This window comes from uncultured Microbacterium sp. (assembly GCF_913776565.1).
Lineage (GTDB): Bacteria > Actinomycetota > Actinomycetes > Actinomycetales > Microbacteriaceae > Microbacterium.
In genome coordinates this window covers 1-4,566 of record NZ_CAJYPF010000062.1, presented here as the reverse complement: position 1 = coordinate 4,566, position 4,566 = coordinate 1, and the positions used below count along the sequence as shown (strand labels likewise).

The 4,566-nt window shown below is 69.2% G+C and carries 5 protein-coding genes and 2 rRNA genes; all 7 read left to right on the top strand.

Annotated features, from left to right (window positions below):
* Nucleotides 1-399 (top strand): 23S ribosomal RNA (locus QZ433_RS03990); the annotation flags it as partial.
* Nucleotides 400-506: 107 nt separating this feature from the next.
* Nucleotides 507-623, top strand: a 5S ribosomal RNA gene (rrf, locus tag QZ433_RS03985).
* A gap of 869 nt (nt 624-1,492) precedes the next feature.
* Nucleotides 1,493-2,233 (top strand): hypothetical protein, encoded by a 741-nt coding sequence (locus QZ433_RS03980; protein WP_295780122.1) that lies wholly within the window; start codon nt 1,493-1,495, stop codon nt 2,231-2,233.
* On the top strand, nt 2,233-3,264 hold the full coding sequence (locus QZ433_RS03975; RefSeq protein WP_295780123.1) for an HAD-IIA family hydrolase: 1,032 nt from the start codon (nt 2,233-2,235) through the stop codon (nt 3,262-3,264). The genes QZ433_RS03980 and QZ433_RS03975 overlap by 1 nt, the downstream gene beginning before the upstream one ends.
* Nucleotides 3,265-3,283: 19 nt before the next feature.
* A complete protein-coding gene (locus QZ433_RS03970) occupies nt 3,284-3,451 on the top strand; it encodes a hypothetical protein (RefSeq protein ID WP_295780121.1) in 168 nt (55 codons plus the stop codon).
* Entirely contained in the window at nt 3,448-4,248 is an 801-nt protein-coding gene (locus QZ433_RS03965) for a TlyA family RNA methyltransferase (RefSeq protein ID WP_295780120.1), read from the top strand. The genes QZ433_RS03970 and QZ433_RS03965 overlap by 4 nt, the downstream gene beginning before the upstream one ends.
* Nucleotides 4,245-4,566, top strand: a 322-nt coding sequence (locus QZ433_RS03960; protein WP_295780119.1) for an NAD(+)/NADH kinase, incomplete at its 3' end; no start/stop codon positions are given. The genes QZ433_RS03965 and QZ433_RS03960, both read left to right, overlap by 4 nt.

The following is a 4,566-nucleotide window of genomic DNA, read 5'->3' as shown; positions in this document are numbered from 1 at the left end:
GATGTCGGCTCGTCGCATCCTGGGGCTGGAGTAGGTCCCAAGGGTTGGGCTGTTCGCCCATTAAAGCGGTACGCGAGCTGGGTTTAGAACGTCGTGAGACAGTTCGGTCCCTATCCGCTGCGCGCGTAGGAAGTTTGAGAGGATCTGACCCTAGTACGAGAGGACCGGGTTGGACGAACCTCTGGTGTGTCAGTTGTTCCGCCAGGAGCACCGCTGATTAGCTACGTTCGGGATGGATAACCGCTGAAAGCATCTAAGCGGGAAGCCGGCCTCAAGATGAGACTTCCATACCATTTATGGTGAGAGGCTCCCAGCCAGACTACTGGGTTGATAGGCCGGATGTGGAAGCGTAGTAATACGTGAAGCTGACCGGTACTAATAAGCCGATGACTTGATAACACACCGTTTTTGGTGCTTGCGTCCACTGAGTGGTTCTCGATGTACGGTCGGGAACAACACAACAATGAAACAGATCGTTGTTGGTTTTTGAGACACATCAATAGTGTTTCGGCGGCCATAGCGAGAGGGAAACGCCCGGTCACATTCCGAACCCGGAAGCTAAGCCTCTCAGCGCCGATGGTACTGCAGGGGGGACCCTGTGGGAGAGTAGGACACCGCCGGACTTCTTTTCAGCCGAAATGGCCACCCAACGCTGGGTGGCCATTTCGCATTTACGGGGTAGTTTTCTTCCGGGAGGTCAGTCATGTCGACGGACGACGCGAACGAGCGCAAGGGTAACGAAGGCCGCTCCGGTGACCGTTCGTTCGGCCGAGGACAGTCCTCCGGAAGGGGTGACTCCGCGGACCGGAGCGAGCGGCCCTTCCGCCGAGATGGCGACCGCCCTGCCCGCCGAGATGGCGACCGCCCTGCCCGCCGGGACGGCGACCGTCCGTTCCGCCAGAGCGGAGAGCGCCCCGCGCGACGTGAGGGCGACCGCCCTGCACGTCGGGAGGGTGACCGTCCTGTCCGCCGCGATGGGGATGCGCGTCCGTTCCGCCGTGAGGGCGAGCGTCCTGCTCGTCGTGACGGCGATCGTCCTGTTCGTCGTGACGGCGATCGTCCGTTCCGTCGGGAGGGGGAGCGCCCGGAGCGTCGTGACGGTGAGCGTCCCGTTCGCTGGGACGGTGAGCGTCCTGTTCGTCGTGACGGCGATCGTCCGTTCCGCCGCGAGGGTGAACGCCCTGTCCGCCGTGAGGGGGATGCGCGTCCATTCCGTCGCGAGGGGGGCCGCCCGGAGCGCCGTGACGGTGATCGTCCGTTCCGCCGTGACGGCGACTCCCGCGGTTTCGGCGGCGACCGTCGTCCGTCGCGCGACAGCCGTCCCGGCGCGGGAGCGCCGCGACGCTTCGACCGCGATGACGCCCGTGCGACGCGCCCGCCGCAGGACCGTCGCGAACGCGGTCCGGAGCTCCCCGAGGATGTCACCGCCTTCGATCTGCCCGGCGCCGCGCGCAACGAGCTGAAGACGCTGAGCAAAGACAACGCCGACAACGTGGCGCGCCACCTCGCGATGGCGGCGCGTCTGATCGACGAAGACCCCGCCCTGGCGCACCAGCACGCCCTCGCGGCCTCGCGGAGCGCGGGCCGTGTCGGCGTCGTCCGTGAAACGGTCGCGATCACCGCCTACGCCGTGGGCGACTTCGCCTTGGCCCTGCGCGAGCTGCGAACGCACCGCCGCATCACCGGGTCCGACGAGCAGCTGCCGCTCATCGTCGACAGCGAACGCGGCGTCGGTCGTCCCGACCGCGCGCTCGAGGAGGGGCGTGCGGTCGACCGTTCGACGCTGTCGGTCCCGGTTCGTGTCCAGCTCGCCATCGCGATGTCGGGTGCCCGACTCGATCTGGGCCAGCCCGACCGGGCTCTCCAGGAGCTCGAGATCCCCGAAGCCGACCCCGACCGTGCTTTCGAGTGGAGCCCGGCGCTGTTCTCGGCCCGTGCCGCCGTGCTCGAGGAGCTCGGTCGAGACGCCGAAGCCGCCGAGTGGGAGCGGCGCGCCGACATCGCGGCCGAGGCGCTCGACGCCGCCGCCGGGATCGCGGACCGCGAGGTCATCGTCGTCGAGGAGATCGACCTGATCGATGACGACGGCGGTGTGGACGTGGCATCCGGAGTCATCCCCGTCGAGGACGAGGCGGCGGACGTCGTCGATGACGGAGCCGGGAAGCCGACCGAGGACGAGTCCGGAGTCGTCGACGCCGAATCGCGTGCGTCCGAGAGCGAGGAGCAGCGGTGATCTTCCGCCGGGCGGCCGAACGGCCGACTCCCCTCGACGGGGTCGATGTCGTCCTGTCCGATCTGGACGGGGTCGTCTACGCCGGCCCGGGCCCGCTGCCCCACGCCGTGGACAGCCTGAACCGGGCACAGAGCGAGGGGCGCACGCTCGGCTACATCACGAACAACGCCTCGCGCACCGATGCCTCGGTCGCGGAGCACCTGTCGTCCCTGGGCCTGCGCGTCACCGCGAACGACGTGACCACGAGCCCCCAGGCCGCGATGAGACTCATGAAAGACCTCGTCCCTGCCGGCTCGACCCTGCTCGTGATCGGCGGGGAGGGTCTCGTCGTCGAGGTGGAGAAGGCCGGGTTCGTCGTGACGCGCAGCGCCGACGAGCACCCCGCCGCGGTCGTCCAGGGGTTCGCACCCGAGGTCGGCTGGGCGCAGCTCGCCGAGGCGGCGTACGCGCTGGCGACGCCGCTCGAAGAGGGGGGCATCCCCTGGGTCGCGACCAACACGGATTGGACGATCCCCCAGGCGCGAGGGATCGCGCCGGGCAACGGCACCCTGGTGTCGGCTGTGCACACCGCCGTCGGCCGGCTCGCGACGATCGCGGGCAAGCCCGAGCGCCCGATCTTCGACGAGGCGGTCGCGCGGACCGGGGCGCAATCGCCGTTGTTCATCGGCGACCGCCTCGACACCGACATCCAGGGAGCCAGAACGGCGCAGATGCGCTCGCTGCTCGTGCTGACCGGCATCGACCGGCCCAAGCAGGTGCTGGCCGCTCCGCCCACCCAGCGACCGGACTACATCGTCGAGGACCTGCGGCAGCTGTTCGAGCCGTACCCGGCGACCGTCGTCAAGGGCGAGCGCACCCGCGTGGGAGACGCCGTGGTCGAGATCGACGGGGTCGATCTGCGCATCGTCTCGGAGGGGCGTCCGATCGACCTGCTCCGAGCCGGAGCAGCGGCCATCTGGAACTCGGGACGCGCCATCTTCGGATTCCGCGTGCCCCCGCAGCTGTACGCCGACCCGTTCCGCGCGCGCTGACGTCGATAGCATGGCATCCATGTCGGACAGCACCAGCGCGGATGCCGCCCCCGATCTGATCGATCGCCTGCGACTCATCGAGGAGCAGCCGCTCGCAGAACGCGCCGTCGCGTACGCGGCGGTGCACGACGAGCTCGCCCGCCGTCTCGAATCGGCTCCCGGCGACTCGTCGGCGTCCCGTCCGTGAGTCCGCGACTGGATGCCGAGCTCGCCGCTCGGGGATTGGCGCGATCGCGTTCGCACGCCGCTCAGCTGATCGCGGCCGGTCTGGTGAGCGTCGACGGTCGCGCGGTGGTGAAGGCGTCGGCCCAGGTCACTGAAACGCAGGTGCTCGACGTCGCGGGCGACGACCACTACGTCAGCCGCGCGGCGCATAAGCTTCTCGCCGCGCTGGACGCGTTCCCGATCGAGGTCGAGGGGCGCGTGGCGCTGGACCTCGGCGCATCCACCGGAGGCTTCACTCAGGTGCTCCGGGAGCGGGGAGCGCGTCCGGTGATGGCCGTCGACGTGGGTCACGGGCAGTTGTCCACCGTCGTGGCATCCGATCCGGATGTCGTGTCGGTCGAGGGGTATAACGTGCGCTACATGACCGCCGACTCCCTCGCCTCCGCGACGGGGGTCGCCGAGCGCCCGCGTATCGTCACCGGCGACCTGTCGTTCATCTCCCTCGCCCACGTCCTTCCCGCGATCGCCGCGTCCGCGGCCCCGGACGCCGAGATCGTCCTGCTCGTCAAACCCCAGTTCGAAGCGGGACGCACCGCCGTCAAGGGCGGCCTCGTGACCGACCCCGCGGTGCGCTCCGATGCGGTCCACGGGGTGCTGTGGGCCGCCTGGGACGTCGGTCTGCGCACCGTCGGCATCGTCTCCTCCCCGGTCGTCGGAACGCATGGCAACCAGGAGTACGTCGCGTGGTTCTCGGCCGAACACGGCACCGACCCCTCAGAATGGGAGAGCACCGTGACCCGACTGACCGGAAGCCGATGACCCCCAGCGATCGCCGAATCCTCCTCGTCGTCCACGCGCGCCGCGACGACACCGTCCACGCCGCCGAGCGCATCCTGACCGCCGTGCGGTCGGCCGGTGCCACCCCGGTGGTGTCCGCGGACGACCGGCCCGAGCTCGCGGAGCGTCTCTCGCTCGAGGGCGTCCAGACCCTCGGGGTCGATGTCGGCATCGACGACATCGAGCTCGCCATCGTTCTCGGCGGTGACGGCACGATCCTGCGCGCGGCCGAAATCGTCCGGGGCGGGACCGTCCCGATCCTCGGGATCAACATGGGGCACGTCGGATTCCTCGCCGAGA